General features: G+C 45.8%; 21 protein-coding genes. 14 read left to right on the forward strand and 7 right to left on the reverse strand.

Annotation, left to right across the window (positions count from 1 at the left end):
• Positions 1–143 precede the first annotated feature (143 nt).
• Genes ACE5KN_RS14365 through ACE5KN_RS14375 form a run of 3 tightly spaced genes read left to right on the forward strand, consistent with a single transcriptional unit; the run spans position 144 to position 3,901 of the window.
• Entirely contained in the window at positions 144–2,009 is a 1,866-nt protein-coding gene (locus ACE5KN_RS14365) for a beta-glucoside-specific PTS transporter subunit IIABC (protein ID WP_375523828.1), read from the forward strand.
• Positions 2,010–2,015: 6 nt separating this feature from the next.
• Positions 2,016–2,786 (forward strand): ChbG/HpnK family deacetylase, encoded by a 771-nt coding sequence (locus ACE5KN_RS14370; RefSeq protein ID WP_375523829.1) that lies wholly within the window; start codon positions 2,016–2,018, stop codon positions 2,784–2,786.
• A gap of 41 nt (positions 2,787–2,827) precedes the next feature.
• Positions 2,828–3,901 (forward strand): hypothetical protein, encoded by a 1,074-nt coding sequence (locus ACE5KN_RS14375; RefSeq protein ID WP_375523830.1) that lies wholly within the window; start codon positions 2,828–2,830, stop codon positions 3,899–3,901.
• A 104-nt stretch (positions 3,902–4,005) separates the two neighbouring features.
• Here the strand turns inward: ACE5KN_RS14375 and ACE5KN_RS14380 are convergent, their stop codons facing one another.
• Complete coding sequence (locus tag ACE5KN_RS14380; protein ID WP_375523831.1) at positions 4,006–4,881, reverse strand: LysR family transcriptional regulator; 876 nt, start codon at positions 4,879–4,881, stop codon at positions 4,006–4,008.
• Positions 4,882–5,014: 133 nt separating this feature from the next.
• Between ACE5KN_RS14380 and ACE5KN_RS14385 the strand changes: the two genes are divergently transcribed.
• The 4 genes from ACE5KN_RS14385 (at position 5,015) to ACE5KN_RS14400 (ending at position 8,445) form a co-directional block, all read left to right on the forward strand.
• A complete protein-coding gene (locus ACE5KN_RS14385; RefSeq protein WP_355320933.1) occupies positions 5,015–5,869 on the forward strand; it encodes an alpha/beta fold hydrolase in 855 nt (284 codons plus the stop codon).
• A gap of 43 nt (positions 5,870–5,912) precedes the next feature.
• Complete coding sequence (locus ACE5KN_RS14390; RefSeq protein ID WP_375523832.1) at positions 5,913–7,154, forward strand: YbfB/YjiJ family MFS transporter; 1,242 nt, start codon at positions 5,913–5,915, stop codon at positions 7,152–7,154.
• Positions 7,155–7,227: 73 nt separating this feature from the next.
• The gene (murI, locus tag ACE5KN_RS14395; protein ID WP_355320935.1) at positions 7,228–8,016 is read left to right on the forward strand and encodes a glutamate racemase; all 789 of its coding nucleotides are present in this window, start codon (positions 7,228–7,230) and stop codon (positions 8,014–8,016) included.
• A gap of 39 nt (positions 8,017–8,055) precedes the next feature.
• Positions 8,056–8,445 (forward strand): tautomerase family protein, encoded by a 390-nt coding sequence (locus tag ACE5KN_RS14400; RefSeq protein ID WP_355320936.1) that lies wholly within the window; start codon positions 8,056–8,058, stop codon positions 8,443–8,445.
• A gap of 114 nt (positions 8,446–8,559) precedes the next feature.
• On the opposite strand, the gene ACE5KN_RS14405 is transcribed toward ACE5KN_RS14400, so the two are convergent.
• Both ACE5KN_RS14405 and ACE5KN_RS14410 read right to left on the reverse strand, forming a co-directional pair.
• The gene (locus tag ACE5KN_RS14405) at positions 8,560–9,111 is read right to left on the reverse strand and encodes a GNAT family acetyltransferase (protein ID WP_375523833.1); all 552 of its coding nucleotides are present in this window, start codon (positions 9,109–9,111) and stop codon (positions 8,560–8,562) included.
• A gap of 245 nt (positions 9,112–9,356) precedes the next feature.
• Complete coding sequence (locus ACE5KN_RS14410) at positions 9,357–10,688, reverse strand: outer membrane protein assembly factor BamB family protein (RefSeq protein ID WP_375523834.1); 1,332 nt, start codon at positions 10,686–10,688, stop codon at positions 9,357–9,359.
• A 269-nt stretch (positions 10,689–10,957) separates the two neighbouring features.
• Here ACE5KN_RS14410 and ACE5KN_RS14415 point away from each other — a divergent pair, with 269 nt between their 5' ends.
• Positions 10,958–11,851, forward strand: coding sequence for a tyrosine-type recombinase/integrase (locus tag ACE5KN_RS14415; RefSeq protein WP_375524015.1), 894 nt, complete (start codon positions 10,958–10,960; stop codon positions 11,849–11,851).
• A 127-nt stretch (positions 11,852–11,978) separates the two neighbouring features.
• Here the strand turns inward: ACE5KN_RS14415 and ACE5KN_RS14420 are convergent, their stop codons facing one another.
• A complete protein-coding gene (locus tag ACE5KN_RS14420; protein WP_375523835.1) occupies positions 11,979–12,404 on the reverse strand; it encodes a type II toxin-antitoxin system VapC family toxin in 426 nt (141 codons plus the stop codon).
• Positions 12,401–12,646 carry a type II toxin-antitoxin system Phd/YefM family antitoxin gene (locus tag ACE5KN_RS14425; RefSeq protein ID WP_375523836.1) on the reverse strand — a complete coding sequence of 82 codons (246 nt, stop codon included), beginning with the start codon at positions 12,644–12,646 and terminating at the stop codon, positions 12,401–12,403. Before ACE5KN_RS14425 ends, ACE5KN_RS14420 begins: the two co-directional genes overlap by 4 nt.
• A gap of 111 nt (positions 12,647–12,757) precedes the next feature.
• On the opposite strand from ACE5KN_RS14425, the gene ACE5KN_RS14430 reads away from it, so the two are divergent.
• The 3 genes from ACE5KN_RS14430 to ACE5KN_RS14440 all read left to right on the forward strand — a co-directional run bounded on the left by ACE5KN_RS14430 (position 12,758) and on the right by ACE5KN_RS14440 (position 15,587).
• A complete protein-coding gene (locus ACE5KN_RS14430; protein WP_375523837.1) occupies positions 12,758–13,426 on the forward strand; it encodes a GntR family transcriptional regulator in 669 nt (222 codons plus the stop codon).
• Positions 13,423–14,412 carry a DMT family transporter gene (locus ACE5KN_RS14435; RefSeq protein ID WP_375523838.1) on the forward strand — a complete coding sequence of 330 codons (990 nt, stop codon included), beginning with the start codon at positions 13,423–13,425 and terminating at the stop codon, positions 14,410–14,412. Before ACE5KN_RS14430 ends, ACE5KN_RS14435 begins: the two co-directional genes overlap by 4 nt.
• Before the next feature lie 92 nt (positions 14,413–14,504).
• Complete coding sequence (locus ACE5KN_RS14440) at positions 14,505–15,587, forward strand: DUF3900 domain-containing protein (RefSeq protein WP_375523839.1); 1,083 nt, start codon at positions 14,505–14,507, stop codon at positions 15,585–15,587.
• A gap of 51 nt (positions 15,588–15,638) precedes the next feature.
• Here ACE5KN_RS14440 and ACE5KN_RS14445 read toward each other — a convergent pair whose 3' ends face one another.
• Positions 15,639–16,562, reverse strand: coding sequence for an L-lactate dehydrogenase (locus ACE5KN_RS14445; protein WP_375523840.1), 924 nt, complete (start codon positions 16,560–16,562; stop codon positions 15,639–15,641).
• Positions 16,559–16,708: a hypothetical protein gene (locus tag ACE5KN_RS14450; protein WP_375523841.1), complete on the reverse strand. Its 150-nt coding sequence runs from the start codon at positions 16,706–16,708 to the stop codon at positions 16,559–16,561. Before ACE5KN_RS14450 ends, ACE5KN_RS14445 begins: the two co-directional genes overlap by 4 nt.
• A 119-nt stretch (positions 16,709–16,827) precedes the next feature.
• Here ACE5KN_RS14450 and ACE5KN_RS14455 point away from each other — a divergent pair, with 119 nt between their 5' ends.
• From ACE5KN_RS14455 to ACE5KN_RS14465, 3 genes are all read left to right on the forward strand, one after another.
• On the forward strand, positions 16,828–18,093 hold the full coding sequence (locus tag ACE5KN_RS14455; protein WP_375523842.1) for a YCF48-related protein: 1,266 nt from the start codon (positions 16,828–16,830) through the stop codon (positions 18,091–18,093).
• Between the two features lie 160 nt (positions 18,094–18,253).
• The gene (locus ACE5KN_RS14460; RefSeq protein WP_375523843.1) at positions 18,254–18,445 is read left to right on the forward strand and encodes a hypothetical protein; all 192 of its coding nucleotides are present in this window, start codon (positions 18,254–18,256) and stop codon (positions 18,443–18,445) included.
• A 194-nt stretch (positions 18,446–18,639) separates the two neighbouring features.
• Positions 18,640–19,047, forward strand: coding sequence for a DUF2500 domain-containing protein (locus ACE5KN_RS14465; RefSeq protein WP_375523844.1), 408 nt, complete (start codon positions 18,640–18,642; stop codon positions 19,045–19,047).
• Positions 19,048–19,262: the final 215 nt, after the last annotated feature.

Raw genomic sequence — 19,262 nt, forward strand, 5'->3', positions numbered from 1 at the left:
AGCTGATGCTTCTTCATGGGAATGATGTACCCGTGAAGAAACATCAGTTCAGGTTTTTCTTTTTTGGCGAGTAAATGACATGTATTTGCCAAAGCTGAGCTGAGTGGATGATTGTCAAACTTATCAATGGGAGGTTATATTTCATGGATCACTCCAAATTGGCCAAAGAAATTTTGCATCTTGTCGGGGGCAAAGAAAATGTACAAAGCTTGACTCACTGCGCGACACGGCTGCGGTTCGTACTGAACAACAACGAGCGGGCTGATGCTAAAAAGCTGGAACAGACTTCAGGGGTACTTAAGGTCGTTATAGGAGGAGGACAATTTCAAGTAGTTATCGGGAACGATGTATCAGAGGTGTATAAGCACATTGATAGAGAGGGCGGTTTTGCCAACAAGGAGGCTTCACAGGGGAACGATGCGCAAAAAACAAGCCTGACCTCCAAAATCTTCAGCGTGATCTCCGGCAGCTTGTCGCCCTTGATCCCGGTGTTTGCCGGAGCGGGGCTTGTCAAAGCACTGCTTATTGTATTGGAGAGGTTGGGCTGGATTGCAGCAGACAGCAGCACGTATGCGATTCTTGCGGCTGCCGGAAACTCGGTATTTTATTTCCTTCCAATTATGCTGGGTGTAACGATTGCCAGAGTTTATAATGTGAGTTCTTTCGTCGCGGCCGCGATTGGAGCCGCTTTGCTGGAACCGAATTTTACCGCGCTGGGAACGACCGGTGGCTCGACTTCTTTCCTCGGGATACCTGTCCCGCTGTTGGATTACGCATCATCGGTGTTTCCGATGTTTATCGCGGTCAGCCTGTATGCGGTGCTCGAACGCTTCTTGAAACGAATCATTCATAAAAATCTTCAGCTTTTTGCCGTGCCGTTCATTTCCCTGGTAATTATGGTGCCCTTGACCGCCATACTTATCGGTCCGTTTGGCGTGTACGTCGGCCAGTGGATTGGCGTGGCCGTGAATTTTCTCATCAATGCAAATCCGATTATTGCCGGCGCCATCCTTGGCGGAGTTTGGTTCTTTGTCGTCCTGCTGGGGCTTCACTGGGCCGTAGTGCCGATCATTATGAGCAACCTGGCAACCGGCAATGGGGACGTGATCGTCCCGCTGCTTGCACCATCAAGCGCAGCAGCCATGGGGATTGCACTGGGCGTTTTTCTTAAAACCAGGGACAAGGATTTGAAAGCTTTAGGCGGTTCCACGTTCCTTTCCGGTATTTTGTCAGGGGTCACAGAACCCATTATGTATGGCATCATCCTTCGTTATCGGAAAACACTCATCTATTTGATTATCGCTTCGGCTGTCGGCTCAGCCGTTGAGGGAGCATTGGGTGTAAAGCTGATCGCTTTCAATTTCTTCGTGAGCATATTTACACTCCCCGCACAGTCGCCTTTGTTATATTTTGTTATTGGCCTACTTGTTTCGCTGTTGCTAGCGGCCATTTTCCCTCTATTGTTTGGATACGATACGGCCGATAAGAAAGCACATCCAACCGCACAGACAGAACATCCGGCAGAGGCTGCGGCTTCGCAGCAAAGCGAAACGATCGTTTTTAGTCCGCTGAGCGGCCGGGTAGTCGGCCTGGAGCAGGTTGAAGACGCCGTTTTTTCTTCGGAATCGATGGGGAAAGGGATCGCGATTGAACCGGACAAAGGGGTTCTGCTCTCCCCGCTTGACGGCAAGGTTGCCGTGACCGTGGGCAGCTCGCATGCCATTGCCGTGAGAGCGGAAGATGGCGTGGAAGTCTTGATGCATATTGGCATTGATACCGTCAAACTGAAGGGACGGCATTTTTCGCAAAAAGTAAGTGAAGGCGATACGGTTCGTAAAGGGGATGTACTGATCGAATTCGATGTGGAGGGCATCAAGGCTGAAGGCTTTAAGCTGACAACGCCGATCGTCATTACGAATACACACGAATTCCGGGAAATTCGGGTTGCGGCATCGACAGGGCCGATTCAGCCGCTGCAAGATCTGCTAAAAATAACCAAACAGGAGTGACGGGTAATGAGATTGATCGTAAATGCCGATGATTTCGGAATTACGACGGAGGTCAGCCGGGGGATTCTTGAGGGGATGAGGGACGGTTTCATCACCGATACCTCTGCGCTCGTCAATTCGCCCGATTTCCTAAGCTCTGTCGTACTTGCCCGTGAAGCGGGAGTTACTGAGATGGGAGTTCATCTCACGATAACTTTTTTGAAGCCGGTGCTGGACTCCGCACAGGTCAGCAGTATAGTCGACCCGCAGGGGAACTTTTACCGCAAGCCGCAGTTGGTTCCGTCTTCATACAATAAACAGGAGGTCAGGGACGAGCTGCGGGCACAGATCGAAACTTTTCTGCGGACGGGGCTCAAAATGAATCACCTGGACACGCACCACGGATTCAGCATTATGGACGAACAGATGCTGGCGATCGTCATCGGATTGGCCCAGGAATATCAGGTGCCGATGCGAAGAGACGATGCCATGACCGCCGATGAACGCCTCAAGGAGCAGATTGTCGCGTCAGGCGGGAAGGTGGCCGACAGGCTATACTTTGATCCGTCCAGCCCCTCTGTTCGTGAAGAAAAAGTGAGGTCCATACTGGAGTGCTGGCAAGACACCGAAGCTGTCGTGGAGATTGCCGGCCATCCCGGCTATGCGGATGATAAGCTGCGCACTCTGTCTTCTTTGGCCGATGAGCGGGAGACGGATTTGAAACTGTTCATGAATCAGGATCTGTTCACGTATATCAGGGATCGTCATATCGAATTGATAAGCTACAGCAAGCTGTAATCAGATCAGGCCTATTAAGATCCGGGCAGAAAGGAGAAAAAATGAAAATTTCATTCAAAAAACAACTCATAAACCCAGAGCTACCGTGCCATATGGATGGTTATGCGGATCGGATAAGTTATGAACAGCACGATGATCTGGAAATCAATTCGTTGTTAATTGAGAGTAATGAGATTATTTTAATTCACGTTCTTGATCTTATTTTAATCGAAAAACAATTTGGTGAAAAAGTTAAAAGCATTTTATCTGAGAAATTTTCAATTTCAAAAGAAAACATCATTATCGAGGCTACGCATACTCACTCAGGGCCAAAGGTTTCAACGATGTTTTATCCGGAGATCACGCCATCTCAGGACTATCTCCAATTATTGCTGGATATGATCGTTAAAAATACGGAATTTTGTTTGAATCATAAAATGGAAGCACGGGCTTATTACGGAATATGTGAAATTAATGGATATTACTGTAATAGAAACGACAGATCGCTCCCTTTTAATAATAAGGGGTATATATTGCAATTTAGAAATCATTCAAATGATCCTTTGGTTAGTTTAATCAATATAGCGTGCCATCCAACGGTTTTGGCAAAAGATAATCTTTTCATTTCAAGTGATTATATAGGTGAATTGAGAGAGGAATATTATCATTTAAATCAAACTCCAGCCATAATCATAAATGGGGAATGCGGCGATGTTAGCACACGGTTTACCCGACAAGGCGATGATTTCGCAGAAACACGCAGAATTGGAAAGGGGATAGCGAGAGTTCTTGCTGAAGTAAAAGACTTTAGAGAGATTACTATGGACAATTTGTCCGTTTCTAGTTTTACATTGAAGATTGATAAAACCATAAATCCGACAGTACATTTATATGAATGCGATGATATTAGATTTGTAACGATACCGGGAGAAATCGTTTATAATCTTGGCCAACTAATCCGCTCCCAAGATGGAAAGCCTGCATTTATCCTTGCATACGCTAATGAATATAATGGTTATGCTGTAGATAAAGAACAATACGGTAAATACTTCGAGTCATCTATTACCAATTACCCTTATGGAAAAGCGGATGAGCTTGTTGGCGGAGTATTGAATTTGATTAAATCCAAAAGTTAAACCGAATTTAAAAACGAAAGAAGCAGTCAGCTTTCTGCTGGCTGCTTTTACTTGTTGACGCTGCTCCAAAATATAGGGTGTTGTCGATAACTTTCGATGGCAGATTAAGTATGGTCGAACCTCTGTCTTGAAATACGGATAAATTCGGACATAGCTGCAGTTTCATAAGTATCCTTACGACGTATGAATAGAGTCGGGGTTTTATAGAACTCTTCCGAGATATCTTGAGATCGCAAGTTATATTGAACCATGGCTCTTTCAACCACCGAGCGAGGTAACAATGATACCCCGAGACCCGCATGAATACATCCAAGGATTCCTTCCAATGTTCCGAACTCCATGATCTTAGCAGGAATAATTCCTTGCAAATGCAGCCAATCCTCAAGTTTTCGCCGATATGAACACCCAACACGAAATACTAGTAAAGTTAGATTTTGCAGTTGTTCAGGCTGGTCAATCAAGGGGAATTGTCCTCCCGATATAAACGCAAGTTCCTCAATCCCTACTTCTGAAATATCGAGATCAGCATGATCAACTGGTGCAGCTACGAAAGCTCCGTCCAACTCGTATTTCAATACTAAATGGATAAGTTCTTCCGTCGTTCCCGTTTTTAATGCCAAATCCACCTCTGGATAAGATTTATGGTAATCGGTGAGAATAGACGGTAATCGAATCGCTGCTGTTGTTTCAGGCGATCCAATCCGAAGCGGCCCTCTTGGGATAGAGTTATCTGTCACGACTCGCTCCGCCTCTTGAGTAAGGAAGACAATTTTCTCAGCATAGGACTTGAGTGCCTCTCCGGATGTTGTGAGCCGAACCCCTTGCCGCCCACGACGAAATAGCGCAGTTTTCAGTTCTTTTTCAAGCTGCTGGATACGGATACTTATACTCGACTGAACATATTCCATTTTTTCGGCTGCTCTTGTAATGCTTCCTTCGTTTGCAACCGCCAGAAAAATCTGCAGGTCCCGAATGTCCACCGTCATGCCTCCATTTAATTATTGATAAATTTAATATTACAGATCGTATAAATTCATTTTACACGATATTTATGGAGAGTTACAATTAGCTTGGTAAGCGGCAGGTCTTATGGAGGAAACAGGAGGTTACAGTATGACGACTTATCGTTCATTAGAGGTAGAAGGATTAAACGTATTTTATCGGGAGGCTGGTAATCCGAATAAACCAGTCATTTTATTGCTTCATGGCTTTCCGTCCGCAAGTCATATGTTTAGAGAGCTAATACCTGTTTTGGAAAAAGACTACTATTTGATTGCTCCTGATTATCCGGGGTTCGGGAATTCCTCATCACCTGACAGAAAAGATTTTCAGTATACATTTGACCATATTACTGAAATTATCGAAACTTTCATGGATAAACTAGGGCTTGCTAAATATGCATTATATGTCTTTGACTACGGAGCCCCTATTGGCTTTCGTATAGCCATGCACCATCCAGAACGTGTTACAGCCATCATAAGCCAAAATGGCAACATTTATCGTGAAGGACTAGGGGAAAAATGGGCGGCACGAGAAGAATATTGGCTTTATCCTACGCAAGAAAAAAGAGAAAGTTATAGGACAGCATTTGCGCCTGGCACGATCAAGCACCAATATGTTGATGGAACAAAGGAAGGCCAAGTTTCCCCAGATGGCTATACTCTTGATATTGCTTATATGTCCCGGCCGGGGAATGATGAGAAACAATTGGATTTAATTTATGATTACCAAAATAATGTAAAAATGTATCCGGAGTTTCAGCAGTATCTTAGTGAATATCAGCCGCCCTTATTAGCGACGTGGGGTAAAAATGATGTTTCATTTATTCCGGCTGGCGCCGAAGCTTTTAAGAAAGACTTACCTAAAGCCGAAATTCATTTATTAGATACCGGGCATTTTGCATTGGAAACACATGCCTATGAAATTGGAGAACTAATGCTGAATTTTTTGAAAAATAATGAGATTTAAAAATAGGAGTAATTTGAATTTAGAAGGGTGACAAGTCAGTCTCATGGAGAATTCAGGAGCTAAAAAAGCGAAATTGTCTAATTCCACAAAGACCATGATTGGTGGATTAGTTATGCTCATCATTGCAATGGGAATCGGACGTTTTTCATATACTTCCATACTTCCATTGATGCAATCACAAGCTCATCTTTCCGTTACGGAGTCCGGATATCTGGCAGGAAGTAATAACATGGGTTACCTTATCGCTGCCTTTGGTGCAGGCTTCATCGCTTGGGGAACCCGGAGAGCTTACCATCTTCGAATTCAATTGGTACTTTGTATCATTTTTACGGGACTTATGGGGATCACATCATCATTTTTATGGTGGATGATTTTCCGCTTCCTGGCTGGGGTTAGCAGTGGTCTTATTTTCGTCCTATCATCAAGTTTAGTGTTGGATGCGCTGTTTTCAGATAAACGTGAAAAATGGGTGGGTATATTTTACGGCGGGGTTGGTATAGGCATTGTTTTAGCTGGATTGCTTACGCCTGTCCTTGGCTCTTTCACTTGGAGGGGGACTTGGATCGGTCTTTTGATCACTAGTATCATCCTTGTCGTACCCGTTTGGTCATTTATCCGCGATAAAGAACCGAAACCTATAACTCAAAATGCTGAATCTCTAAGTTCATCGGCGGAAAATCCATCTATCTTCGGCTGGCTTCTTGTTGCTTATGGGCTCGAGGGGTTAGGTTATATCGTAAGCGCGACGTTTCTTGTAGCAATGGTTAAGCAAATGCCTCATGTGTCAAGCTTTGCAGACTATAGCTGGATTATCGTTGGGTTAGCGGCGGTGCCATCAACCGTGTTCTGGTCTTGGTCGGCGAGTAAAGCCGGTTACATCAAACCATTGATTATTGCGCTTATATTGCAAGCTGTGGGGGTCATACTGCCAATGTGGCTTCCTAATATTTTCGGCGTGACGTTAGGGTCTGTCCTTTTTGGTGGCACGTTTATGGGTATTTCCATGCTTGCTCTCGCCGCAGCTCGTATGTCTAGACCATCCAGTAGTAATAGAGCAATTGCTTTGATGACGGGCTTTTTTGGTATCGGGCAAATACTCGGTCCAATCGGAGCCGGAATCGTTTTGGAAATGGCGCATAGCTACAGCCTATCACTTCTTCTTGCCACTATGGTGCTTGTTGCTGCTGCTATAACATTGCTAATCGGTGCAGTCATTTCCAGTAAAAAAAGAGCGACAGGAAATTTGGATCATGCTCGTATTCATCCTGATCAAGAGCTTGGTTAGATCCTGGGCAATTTGCATTGCAACCAGATACAAATGGAAATGGTGAATTGATTCCTTGATTGGAGGAACAGAAATGCAAATAGGTTTTTTTGATTCTGGTATTGGAGGCATTACTGTATTGCATGATACATTAAAAGTTTTACCTAATGAAGATTATATGTATTACGCAGATACATTAAATGCTCCATATGGGCAGAAAACGAAAGATGACGTTAAAAAGCTTGCATTAAATGCTATAGAATTTATTAGCCAGCAAAAAGTAAAAGCTATAGTAATTGCTTGTAATACTGCTACAAGCGCAGCAATCGAAGAAGTAAGGGCAAAATACAGTATTCCAATCATTGGTATGGAGCCTGCCATAAAACCAGCTATTAAAACAAAAAAAAATATTGATAAACGAGTTTTAGTAACTGCTACAGCGTTGACTCTAAGGGAAGAAAGACTGCAAAATCTTATTGCTAAATTAGATAACGAACATATTGTTGATTTATTACCTCTTCCGGGATTAGTTCAATTTGCTGAAAATTTTGAGTTTAACGAGCAAATAGTACTGCCTTATCTTCAAGAACAGTTATCTATATATGATTTAAGTAATTATGGAACTATTGTTTTAGGATGTACTCACTTTTCTTACTATAAAGATATATTTAGAAAATTATTTTCATCGGATGTTCATATCATTGATGGAAATCAAGGTACTGCAAAAAATTTGAAACAAGTATTGGAAGAAATGAATTCTTTAAATGAAGGCAACGGCAGGATTTCTTTCTATTGTTCAGAGGTTAAAGTCGAGGATAAGGCTAAATTAAAAGAGTTCGATAAACTGTTCAAAAGATTGGATGCCATTAACGAATGTATTTAAAAATAGGGGAAATAATTTTATAAAAGGGAGGAAGTTAAAATGCCATTACTTCGTTTTGATCTTATTAAAGGACGAGACAAAGCAAGCCTGAAAAAACTTTTGGATGTTGCCCACCAGGTTGTTGTGGAAGCTTTTGACGTTCCTGAGCGAGATCGTTATCAAATTGTTCACGAACACCCGGCGGATCATATGATTATTGAGGATACTGGGCTAGGATTTAACCGTACCGATAATCTGGTTGTTCTCTCCATAATAAGCAAAGCCCGACCAAAAGAGAAGAAACAAAAGCTTTATTCCTTACTGGCTGAAAGGTTAGAAGCAGAATGCGGCATCGCACCAACCGATTTAATGGTATCGATTGTTGAAAATCATGATGATGATTGGAGTTTTGGATTAGGAGAGGCACAATTTTTGACCGGTAAGTTATAAAACTGATTCAACCCTAGTCGTTTTGATCTCAATCAGATAAAAATATTATTCGCCCTTAAATTGGTCCGGTAGGCTGATTTAAAGGCGATTTCCATGAGGTTTGGTATGATTCAATCATTCCGATGTGTAACGCCCCAATTCATAGTAAGTATTATGGTTGAAATCAAAGCTCTTAATCACATCAAGACCAAGTTTTTTGGTGTGGGCAGCGTATGATCTTTGATTGATGTGGTTTATAAAAGTTATCAATATCGGATATTTTTTACTCATTTGCATTCTGGAAAAATAAAAAACCTTTCGGAGTACATCCGTACCGCGGTAATCCATATCAATGCAAATTGGCCCATACTGATAAGAGTTTTCTGTAGAAAGCGTAATCCCTTTATATTCTGTATCTTTCAAATCGTCAATCATATATTGAAAAAGAGGCCACTTAGCCCAATACTTCCATGAGGCAGCCATTGCATAAGCAACAATCTTCTTGCCATGACATGCAATTGTAATTCCATTTTCGTTTTCAATTAATTCTGTAAACTGTTCTTCTGTAAATAAGGTTGTAACGAAGCCATCGGGTTTGTCATTTTCACTAATGGTTGTAATGTGATATTTTTTTTGTAATTCCACTATAGCAGATATATCATCAACAGTAGCGTTTCTATAAATCATTATGATCCTCCTATATGAAATGAGCTGAAAAACTCTATACCTCAGCATACAACATAATTGCGAATATTTTAAATAACCATTATTGAATTGTTTATTGTACGCGCCAATTTCAAGGAAAAACAACAGCAAATAATTACGTATAACATAAATTATACGCTGTTTTTGTTTATTTCGATTTTATTTGTCAGAGTCGGTCAACAACACATGAAAAGGGTGCCCCAATCGGGACACCCTTCTGTCATAATTTAGGATTTCAAACTTGCCGGAAGCGGAACATAATATATTTTGCCGCCTGTCTGGATAATCAGTTCGTCATTAATGGTACTCGTGGTTTCGAGGAAATTTCCCGAGCCCAGCTTGTAGGTTGCGACATCCTTGCCTGTTTTGATATTTTTCAAAACCATTCGTCCGTCCGCCAAACCGATCGCAATCGTATTCCCCAGGATATCAAAACGGCTGATTTTGGAGCTATATTTGGTGACAACATCCTTGCCTGTTTTGATATTTTTCAAAACCATTCGTCCGTCCGCCAAACTGATTGCAATCGTGTTATAGATACTATCCGAGATGCCCACCCCGGTAATTTCGGAATCGTATTTATAGGTTTTAGCGGCTGCGGAATGGTTAGGTGCATTCTGCGGAACAACCGCAAGGATGTTTCCGCCGTCTTGCGCATTCTGAACAAAGTAATAATTGTCGAATGTCGATTCAACCATTTTAGCGGATTCCATTTCCACAAATTTAACCGGCTGGTACTCCAGCGTTTTCAACTTCTTGCCTGTGGCATATTCGAGGACATCAATCGTGAGTGCATATCCATCGTCTACACCATTGTTATGCCTGGAGATATAAAGATTGGGGCTGGTTTGGAGTACTTTTTGGAAGTCGCCTTCATAAGTCCATTTTACTTGCCCCGTGTATGCACTGAAACAGTACAAATAATTGCTGGTAATGGCTCCACTGACTGTGGAACTGGCCAAAATGAATCCGTCCATAACCTCGATATGATAAGGAGATTCCCCTTTGCGCTCGGATTTCCATTTTAATTTACCGGTTTTAATGTCATAAGAGGACAGTCCATAGGAATCGTTAATGATCAGCATGCCGTCATAATAATCTATGTTTATCGGTTCATATGCAGAGCCTTTCTCTGGAGCCGAAGAAACTTTGCTTGTCCATACGCTTTTTCCCGTTTTGGCGTTTACTTTGTGGATACGGCCTGCGGTGTCCGCAAAATAAACATAACCGGAGTTATATACCGGAGCTGACGATGGGGTGGATTTGTAGGTCCATTTCGTTTTGCCTGTCTTCAAATCTGCTGCGGCCAGTGAGGTTCCGGTTTTGTAATAGAGCACGCCCTTTTCGAATGTATAGCTGATTTGCTCACTGTTCGAGCTGCCGACGTTTTTTTGCCACACAGGCTTCAGTGTCTGTGCATTGGTTTGCTTCTGGGCGGCTGCTGAGGCAGCTTTTGCATTTACAGCAGAGTAAGGCACGGCAGTAGCGGACAGCACTACTGCAGATGCCAGGATTACGGGGCCAATTTTTTTGTGGTTAAGAAGCTTGAGAACATTCATGTGATGACCTCCTGAAATATGACTGTCTTGTTGATCCCATTTGTTAAACGATGATTTTGTGGAAAATGTTGCATGACTAGGTGAAAATAATTCCTTAGTCCCATAATATTGAAAATTAAAGATTTTATTTTCATAATTATAATTATGTAAACTAAAAAGCTTGCGTTATGCTTCCGGCTTCCATTACACTGGGTAGAAACAGTTTCCATTAGATGAAAGGGAGAAGAACGTTGCCGAAATCAAAAACAGATCACTCCGTCATCGAAGAAATGTATGAAGAAGAGCTGCAGGCCTTTCGGATCTGGATGAAGGACAGCGGTTTTACAGCCTATACGCAAAAAAATTATATGAGCGATGTGTACCAGTTTCTCCATTCATTAAATGAAAAGCCTTTACAGCTAGTGAAAAAGATTCATGTGATGGGATATTTGTCACAGGCCAGAGAGAACGGGGCGGGAGACGGTACACGCAATAGAAAGCATGCGGCTGTCAACAGCTTTTTCAAGGCTTTGCAGGAATTCGAGCTGTGCACGGTCAACCCGGCTGCAGGCATTAAGAAAGCGAAGACCGAAAAGAACAGAGCGCCCGTCTATTTGGATGAAAGCGATATTCAGCCGTTCCTGTTATCTGTAACCGGAAAATATGCGAGCCGTAATTTGGCCATATTTCTGCTGATGATCTATATGGGGCTGCGTGTGGGTGAGGTTCACGCACTTAATGTAGGGGATTTTAATCCCGAGCGCAGGGAGCTGAGTGTATTTGGTAAAGGACGCAAATGGCGGACCCTGCCTGTACCGGCTGAGGTGGCACGGGTTTTGCAGGAAGTGTTGAATACCCGGCTTCAGCCCTGGCGCAGCAAGGAACAAGCCTTGTTTGTCTCGCAAAAAGGCGGGCGCCTGGCCATTCGCACCATTCAGCAAATCGCTTATGAAACGTTTGAGCAGTACCAGGTGAAAAAAGGAGCTGTTCAGCGAACCCCTTTTTCCAGCCATAAGCTGCGGCATACGTTTGCCACCATGCTGCTGCGCAAAGGGGCCGACCTGAGAACAGTGCAAGAGCTGCTGGGGCACTCGTCGATACAGACAACGACCATTTACACACATGTGACCAACCGGGAGAAAGAAACGGCCATGAATTTGTTGGATGTGAAGTTCCCTTCATAGAAGCTTCATAAATATTATTATGTAAACTAAAGATGAAATACAAGATGGTTTGGAAAGACAAACAAAGAAGCGCCGCTACTCTGCTCTGATAGGTACGCGGCGCTTCTTTATTATACGGGATATAAACTTATCCATGTTCCCACGGATTATAAACGGAAGCCTGGCAACGTTCTAAGTCCTTTACATTACGAGAGACAACAGTTAGATTGTGGGCGATTGCAGTAGCGGCGATAAGGCTATCCATTACTGGGAGCGGTGTGCCGTTTTTTTCTGATTTTCCTAGGACTTGCCCCCATGTCAACAGGATATCCAAGTCGAGGGGAATGATGCGCCCTTCGAACCGATGAGTTAGGTCCTGATCGATCCAGGCTTGCAGTCGTTCGCTCCGGTTTTTGTCACTTAGTTTACTAATCCCTTTTTGTAATTCCCCAAACGTTACCACACTCAAAAAAAATTTGGCTTCGTCACGCTCATCGATCCAATTCAGCACGCCCGGATTGGGTTCTTTCTTCACCAGCTCTGAAATCACATTAGTATCCAGGAGATACTTCATAATTCAACCTCGCGCGGGAAGTCCTTGTTTCTTTCCAAATCAAGTTCGAGATCATGTAGAGGAGAGTCTTTAAAAAAATCTGTCAGAAGAGTTTTAGGCTTTGTTAAACGGTGATACTCTTCCATCGATAGGACAATAGCAGCAGGCTTTCCCCGTACACTGATAATTTGTGGTCCTTCATCTGATGCTTTTTTGACAACGGAACTTAATTGATTTTTTGCATCTTGAAGTTGCCATTGCATAAATCATCCCTCCGTTCAGCTAGACTGGCTAGCTATAGTATAGCATATGCTGCTTGTATTTAATCGCCCAATTTACTTGTTGGATAAATCAATATGCGATATATTGGTTTTATGGATAAATTACATATTGCCAAAGTAAATCGTATGTCGTTAAGAGATCAGGTATATATGGTGTTAAAAGAAGCTATCGTCTCGCTTGAGCTTGCTCCGGAGGAGCGTATTCATGACGCCAAGCTGGCTGATTCCTTTGGCGTCAGCCGTACGCCTGTGCGTGAAGCGCTGAAGCGGCTGGAGGATGAGGGGCTGATCCAATCCTTTCCGGGATCGGTAACCAAAGTAGCGCCGCTGCGCGAGGAGGATGCAGCCCATGCTTTTGTCGTTGTGGCCTCTTTGTTCGGGCTTGCCGCCAGATTGGCCTGCTTGCACTTGCAGGCAGAGCATTTTGATCGTCTGGAGGCCGCCAACGAAAGGCTGCTCACGGCTCTACAGAGTCAGGATGCCGCAGCGGCATTGGAGGAAGACACACTGTTTCACTCTATTTTTATCGAAGCGGCTGCCAATCCGGAGCTGCAGGATGCGCTGGAACGGATTCTGCCGAAGGTGCGGCGCATCTCGCTGGCGAAATTTTCATCCATTGCCGGCTTTCATTCGGTAGAAGATCATAAGGCGATTATTTCAGCGGCCAGGGAGGGTAATGCGCAGAAGGCCGGGGAGCTGACCGAACAGAATTGGTTGACGCTTGGAGCGATGCTGTCCGGACACAAGGAGGATGTCGAGTGAAGCCGCTATGGATCGGAATTTTATCCGCTTTTTTCTTTGCATTTACGTTTATTCTGAACCGGATTATGAATCTGGAAGGGGGGAGCTGGGCCTGGAGCGCTTCATTACGTTATGAGATGATGCTTCCGCTGCTGCTTGGGCTTGTCGCTTTGCGGGGCGGGGTTGCTCCTGTCTTCAGAGAGATTAGAGAGAATCCGGGTCCATGGATGCTATGGAGCTTTATCGGGTTCGTGCTGTTTTATGCCCCTATTTGCTTTGCTTCCGTATACGGGCCCGGGTGGCTGGTGGCAGCCACATGGCAGCTTACGATCGTAATCGGGCTGATGATTGCGCCTGTGCTTCAGGAGAACTGGACGAAGCGGGGATTGGCTGCTTCCTATAAATCCTCTATTCCCATTGCCGCTTTATGCACATCTCTCATCATTTTGTTGGGTGTCGTCCTTGTTCAGGCGAGTCATGCGGCAAGTATTACCGGCCGTGAACTGCTGCTGGGCATGCTGCCGATTATCGTCGCCTGCGCCGCATACCCTGCCGGGAACAGGAAGCTGATGCAAATCAGCGGCGGGCGGCTTGATGCTCCCCAGCGTGTGCTGGCGATGACACTGTGCAGCTTGCCGTTCTGGCTGATGCTCTCCCTGTATGCATGGATTACCTCCGGACCTCCGAGTGGGGGGCAGCTGTATCATTCGCTGCTCGTAGCTGTTTTCTCCGGTGTGGCGGCCACGGTACTGTTTTTCCAGGCTACCCAAATGGTCCGCAATAACCCGCAGCGGCTGGCCGGTGTGGAAGCGACCCAATCACTGGAGGTCGTCTTTGCCTTGATCGCAGAAGTTATCGTGCTGTCTGCGCCTTTGCCCGGAATGACAGGCTGGGCGGGTCTGATCCTGGTCGTCGGGGGAATGGTCATTCACTCCTTTGCCACCCTTCCCAAAGCGGCTCAGAGGGCGCAAACCGTGCGGACGGAATCGGCGGGGCCATCGAATTAAGCTCGCTGCTGCTGTTTTGAACGCTGTTCCTTTCTCCCGCCGGGTGATATAATTACGCGGTACATGCCTGAAAAAGGAGCTTAGTTGACGTTATGAACTTTACAGTTGAATTTCTATCTTTTTTTGTTATCCAGGTTGACGGCAAGGATGGCCAGGGCGGCAAAACATACAAGCATTACGCCACGATGGACGATTATGATTACGAGGAGAGCGATGTCAAGAAGTTTCTTGACGGAGAGTTTGCGCGGATCAGCAAACGCAAGGTCGAGAAAAACCCGAGCACGGAGCAGGCCCCGACCAAGATTGGCCGCTTTATTGTAGAGCCTGAGCATGATTTGAGCAGCAACCCGAACTTTAACATGTTCGCCCGCCTGCGCGCGGCAGGGGATAAGGAAGATTTTAAAAATGCCTGCGATGATCTGGTCCGCATGTATCTCGATACAAGCGCTGTACGAGGCGGGGCGCTGATTGTCGTGCAAGCCGTCATGAACACCCATTCGGACGATCCGTTTATTTTTGTGCTGAAATGCGATTTTGAGCCGAAAATTGCGCGTATTTCCGAAAGCAGCCTCATCAGCGAGGTAGAGATGGCTATTTCCGCCCGCAACATGAAATCTATTATGTATCCTTATATGATCGAAGAGGGCATGGTGGATGAGTGGGAGCTCAAGATTCACCAGTCCTCCCATGCCCGTTATTTCGAGGATTTTCTGAAATTCGTGACCTATGAACAGTCCATGCCGGAGATTGTGAATGACCATGTGATGAGCTTTGTGCAGGACTATGTTGAGACGAAGTGGCCGGACGCGGAGAGCGAGGAGAGGCAGCAGGAGGAACGTGACCTGGAGCTGTGGGCGTCCAGTGAGAAGCGTGATTTGCAGGAAAAATGGGAGCCTGTTCAGGTCGTCGAAGCGGCTCAGCGCATCGTAGAGCTCAAGCCGGAGATTGAAATTCGCTTCAAGCTTGACGACACGACCGTACGCGGTTTGCTGTCCGACTTCGGCGGCAAGCTGCATATCGCGAAGCTGCATGACCGGTATGCTCTTATTATTGAGGGGGACTCCTTTACGTTTGATAAAGGCTTTTCGCCAGTCGAGCTGCTGCAGCCGGAACAGTTTGCGGTTGTGGCTGAACGTCTGCTGCAGAAGAGGGAAGAGGAAGCGGAGGTTATGTAAAAAGCTGATTGGCCCGTACACCATTTGCCGTACGGGCCGCTTTTGTTTCATTCAGATGCTGAGCTTGGCGATCTCGGCCTTCAGCTTATCCGCCGACCGGTGGAAAGCTTCCCTTTCCTCCTGATTCAAGGGAAGGTCCAGCAGCTCGCGAACGCCAGAATGGTCTACAATACAAGGCACACCCAGATACACATCGCTTACTCCGTTATAGCCGGTCAGAAGGGCGGATACATTTAATACAGCGCCTTCATCACCGAGTATGGCGGCTACAATACGGTCCAATGCGAGGCCAATCGCATAGGAAGTTGCTCCCTTGGCGTCGATAATTTCATATGCGGCATTTTTGGTGCTGTTGAAAATATCCGTTTTGTCCTCCTCCGGGATCACAAGCGGTGTACCGGCTACATTGGCAAGGCTCCAGACCGGAAGCTCGGAGTCTCCGTGTTCGCCGATAATATGGGCATGAATGCTGCGGGGGTCAATGCCCTTGTACGTTCCGATAAGATACCGGAATCGTGCGCTGTCCAGCAGGGTGCCGGAGCCGATCACACGGCTATGCGGCCAGCCGCTCCGTTTCCATGATATATACGACAGAATATCCACCGGGTTGGTCGCAATCAGCATGATGCCATGGTCATTGATCTTGACGATCTGGTCTATAATCTCTTCAAAGATTGCAGCGTTTTTTTTCAGCAGATCTATACGGGTTTCTCCCGGCTTCTGGGAAGCGCCTGCGGTGATAATGATGATGTCGGCTTCTTTGCAGTCCTCATAGGTGCCGGCCCACACTTTGACACCTCCCAGGAAAGGAAGCCCGTGATTCATGTCCAGCATTTCGCCTTTGGCCTTTTTCTCGTTGAGATCGATAAACACGAGCTCAGACATGCGCTGGCGCAGCAGCAGAGTATATCCGGTTGTTGTGCCCACAGCTCCCATGCCGATAATAGCCACACGGCTTCTTTTATACGGCTTCATGCTTCATCAGCTCCTTTTTCTGGTTTGGGTTCCAAAGGAGAAACCCGTTGTTCTTCATTATCTGCCATGATGCTCTTTATCCGCGCGTCGATATTATTGATTCTGGTTCCGGCCAGCAAAGCATAGCAGGCCAATCCGCGCAGCATCCTGTGCAGAAGGGCTGGCGGATGAGATTGCGTGCCTGATATGATATAATTGTAGATTCAGGAAGACCAATCTTGTGTTCGTAGATTTAAAACCGGCGGCAACTGGAGGGACTTATGAAATGAAAATGCGTTGGTGCAGGCCGCTTGCCGGGCTCCTGCTGACCAGCATGATGCTGATCTCCTGCACGTCAGAGCCGGCTAAAGAAAAGGACAAGCCAGCGATGACGGATGCGCAGGATGTTGAAGATGGACAGACGATTACTGTCGTACCGGCTGTGCCGGCCAAGACAGGGGAAGATACGACCAAATATCAAATTCAGACGAGATTGACGGATTTTCATTTGTTTGACGACACCAGCGGCATTGCCTGGGGCGTGACGCGCAATGCACTGCGTATCTATTATACCCACGACCAGGGAGAAACGTGGACGAATATCTCTCCATCCGAGAATATTCCTTTTCCCGGCGAGCTGGAATACGGCAAGGAAATATGGTTTACGGATGCAAACCACGGGTGGATTGTACGCCAAACGTGGGACCGGACTTCAACGATCGTGCTGCGTACGAATAATGGGGGGGCCACCTGGAATCTCACTGCATTGCCTAGCGGCGGAACGGTAAGCGCCTTGTTCTTTACGAACCCGTCCAGTGGGTGGATTATGGCGGCTGGTACTGCCAATGAGACCAAGGAGCAGAAAATTTTGTATCACACGAAGGACAGCGGCGCAACCTGGGCTGTGTATATGCAGAATTCCGGCGATTTGGCTGAAGACAGCCGTCTCCCCCAGCTCCCTCTGACCGGCAAAGTGACCGGAATCCGCTTTAAGCAAAGCGGGGAAGGGATGGTTACTTTGAATTTCGAAGGATCGCCTGCCCTGTATGTGACGAAGGATGAAGGAAAGACCTGGTCTTCCTCTTCGGATCTGGACACGCCTGCGGCGTGCAGTGCTGATGCCGGCAGCAAACCGCAGTTTGCAGATGCGATCGATCTTTCCGGCTGGCTGCCGCTAAAATGCTCGACATCAGGGAAAACACGGTACAGCGGCTTTTTCACTGCAGATGGCGGTTTGAACTGGGACTTTTCCTTCATGCCTTTGGCGGTGCCTGAGCATCCGGAGAGCGCTGCCGTCCCAACTTTTCTGAATAGAAGGGAAGGCTGGATTCTGCTGGACGGAGCGGTCCATTATACGGAGGATGGAGGCCGTTCCTGGATACGCTATGAGCCTAACAAGATTTTATCGGACATGCTGGCCAAGTATCCTGAGCCGGTAAAAATCAGATTTGCCTCATCCAGAGTAGGTTGGCTATTAATTGAAAAAGCGGAGGACCGCAAGTCGTTGCTGATGCAGACGACGGATGGAGGCAGAACCTGGAGAGTTTTATAAGAAGACATGAAGGACAAGCAAGCGGTAATGGCCGTCTGCTTGTTTTTCAATGTTTCAATGTTAAGAGCTTAAGTTTTTGTTTAATATGTGAAATTAATCACAAATATAGCGAGCTTTTGTTGTTATACTTGGTACATAAAGAACCCGAGGAGTGATCCCCATGAAAGCAAAACCGAACGCCGAGTTTAACATGACCGCATACCTGCTTCAATTCTGTTACACCTGTACTGATGCAAGCGAATGTACAACCGAGGACGATTGCAGACGCTGTGCTGAATATTATGCAGAGCAAAACCGGATGGAAGAAGAAATCGATGAAACTCAATGGTACCTCCAGCAGGTTCACGCCTAGGGTGTTATCGTATGAGCTGCTGTATTCTCCAATTTCAAAACAAAGACGGCTGAAGCCTCCCGAATGCTGTTTCGGAGAGGCTTTTTGCTGTAACCAGTCAAAGTCTGCGGCCGGCGTGGTCAAGTATTTGCTGCTTGGGCATATAATGGGGAATGGAAGAAACAGCTCTCTACTTAGCAAAGGGGGATCATTCTGTGGGGTTCGAATCACTATGGATGTTTGATTTGATGGGAACCGTTTTTCCTGTCTTTTTTGTCATGATACTTGGAATTATCATTTTGTCGGCCGGGAAGGAAGTTTTGGGCTGGAAGCGGAACCGGACAGAGCCGGTGCTGACGGTAAGCTCCCGCATTGCCTCCAGACGTATGTATATACAACAAAGGCAGCTTGACGATGCATCCCCTGCTACGAAGACACTTTATTATATAACCTTTGAAGTAGAGAGCGGGGACAGACTGGAATTTAAAGTGAACGGGGAGCAGTACGGGATGTGCTCGGAGGGGGATTCGGGCAGGCTCACCTTCCAGGGCACCAGATATATCGGGTTTGAGCGTGACCATCGTCCCCATTCCATGGGCTCGGGGGGGATGGTGTCCGGGTGAATACAGCAGGAACGTGCGGCCTGTTTTAATTGTTTAATTGTATGTGAGAGTATTCAAATAAGAGGTGTATTGTCTGTACGTGGTGTTGTTTAGTTTAGTAGTTGACATATTTTTAAGTTCGTTGCATAGTGTCACTGAAAAACCGCCGTAATTTTGAGAAGTAGCGTCGTTGGAGTAACGGGTTAGTATAACAAATCAGCAAACTGAAGATGAGT

This window comes from Paenibacillus terreus (assembly GCF_042138595.1).
GTDB classification, from domain to species: Bacteria; Bacillota; Bacilli; order Paenibacillales; family Paenibacillaceae; genus Paenibacillus; species Paenibacillus terreus.

Excerpts from the sequence above, each read along its gene's own strand:
- ACE5KN_RS14375 (WP_375523830.1), top strand. The coding sequence starts at position 2,828 with ATGAAAATTTCATTCAAAAAACAACTCATAAACCCAGAGCTACCGTGC.
- ACE5KN_RS14425 (WP_375523836.1), bottom strand. The coding sequence starts at position 12,646 with ATGCAATGGCAACTTCAAGATGCAAAAAATCAATTAAGTTCCGTTGTC.
- murI (WP_355320935.1), top strand. The coding sequence starts at position 7,228 with ATGCAAATAGGTTTTTTTGATTCTGGTATTGGAGGCATTACTGTATTG.
- ACE5KN_RS14385 (WP_355320933.1), top strand. The coding sequence starts at position 5,015 with ATGACGACTTATCGTTCATTAGAGGTAGAAGGATTAAACGTATTTTAT.
- ACE5KN_RS14390 (WP_375523832.1), top strand. The coding sequence starts at position 5,913 with ATGGAGAATTCAGGAGCTAAAAAAGCGAAATTGTCTAATTCCACAAAG.
- ACE5KN_RS14455 (WP_375523842.1), top strand. The coding sequence starts at position 16,828 with ATGAAAATGCGTTGGTGCAGGCCGCTTGCCGGGCTCCTGCTGACCAGC.
- ACE5KN_RS14405 (WP_375523833.1), bottom strand. The coding sequence starts at position 9,111 with ATGATTTATAGAAACGCTACTGTTGATGATATATCTGCTATAGTGGAA.
- ACE5KN_RS14415 (WP_375524015.1), top strand. The coding sequence starts at position 10,958 with ATGTATGAAGAAGAGCTGCAGGCCTTTCGGATCTGGATGAAGGACAGC.
- ACE5KN_RS14420 (WP_375523835.1), bottom strand. The coding sequence starts at position 12,404 with ATGAAGTATCTCCTGGATACTAATGTGATTTCAGAGCTGGTGAAGAAA.
- ACE5KN_RS14450 (WP_375523841.1), bottom strand. The coding sequence starts at position 16,708 with ATGCTGCGCGGATTGGCCTGCTATGCTTTGCTGGCCGGAACCAGAATC.
- ACE5KN_RS14430 (WP_375523837.1), top strand. The coding sequence starts at position 12,758 with ATGGATAAATTACATATTGCCAAAGTAAATCGTATGTCGTTAAGAGAT.
- ACE5KN_RS14400 (WP_355320936.1), top strand. The coding sequence starts at position 8,056 with ATGCCATTACTTCGTTTTGATCTTATTAAAGGACGAGACAAAGCAAGC.
- ACE5KN_RS14365 (WP_375523828.1), top strand. The coding sequence starts at position 144 with ATGGATCACTCCAAATTGGCCAAAGAAATTTTGCATCTTGTCGGGGGC.
- ACE5KN_RS14440 (WP_375523839.1), top strand. The coding sequence starts at position 14,505 with ATGAACTTTACAGTTGAATTTCTATCTTTTTTTGTTATCCAGGTTGAC.
- ACE5KN_RS14460 (WP_375523843.1), top strand. The coding sequence starts at position 18,254 with ATGAAAGCAAAACCGAACGCCGAGTTTAACATGACCGCATACCTGCTT.
- ACE5KN_RS14370 (WP_375523829.1), top strand. The coding sequence starts at position 2,016 with ATGAGATTGATCGTAAATGCCGATGATTTCGGAATTACGACGGAGGTC.
- ACE5KN_RS14445 (WP_375523840.1), bottom strand. The coding sequence starts at position 16,562 with ATGAAGCCGTATAAAAGAAGCCGTGTGGCTATTATCGGCATGGGAGCT.
- ACE5KN_RS14410 (WP_375523834.1), bottom strand. The coding sequence starts at position 10,688 with ATGAATGTTCTCAAGCTTCTTAACCACAAAAAAATTGGCCCCGTAATC.